Here is a 260-nt window from a genome sequence, read left to right as displayed (position 1 = left end):
ATGCGTAAACCCAGCTGACATTTCCAAGGGAGATGTGAGTTGCAGAACTTACAATTGCTGATAAAAATACGATAAACATCGAAGTTGCTACAGCAATATGTGCTGGGAATGCAAAAAGTAGCATCATTGCTGGAACAAGTAAGGCACCGCCGCCAATTCCAAATAATCCAGATATAAAACCAACTATAAAGGCGATAAAGATTGCGAGAAGCGGTGGAAATTGATAGTGTACAGTGTTTCCTTCGTTATCTGTAAAAGAA

The 260-nt window shown here is 39.6% G+C and carries 1 protein-coding gene; it reads right to left on the bottom strand.

The features are described from left to right. The coding region (locus SB658_RS25070; protein WP_410603122.1) for a sulfite exporter TauE/SafE family protein at nt 1–260 on the bottom strand (260 nt) is incomplete at both ends.

Source organism: Bacillus sp. SIMBA_008 (genome assembly GCF_046535495.1).
GTDB lineage: Bacteria > Bacillota > Bacilli > Bacillales > Bacillaceae > Bacillus > Bacillus subtilis.
The sequence above is the reverse complement of the archived record's forward strand: the minus strand, read 5'-3'. Positions and strand labels throughout refer to the sequence as shown.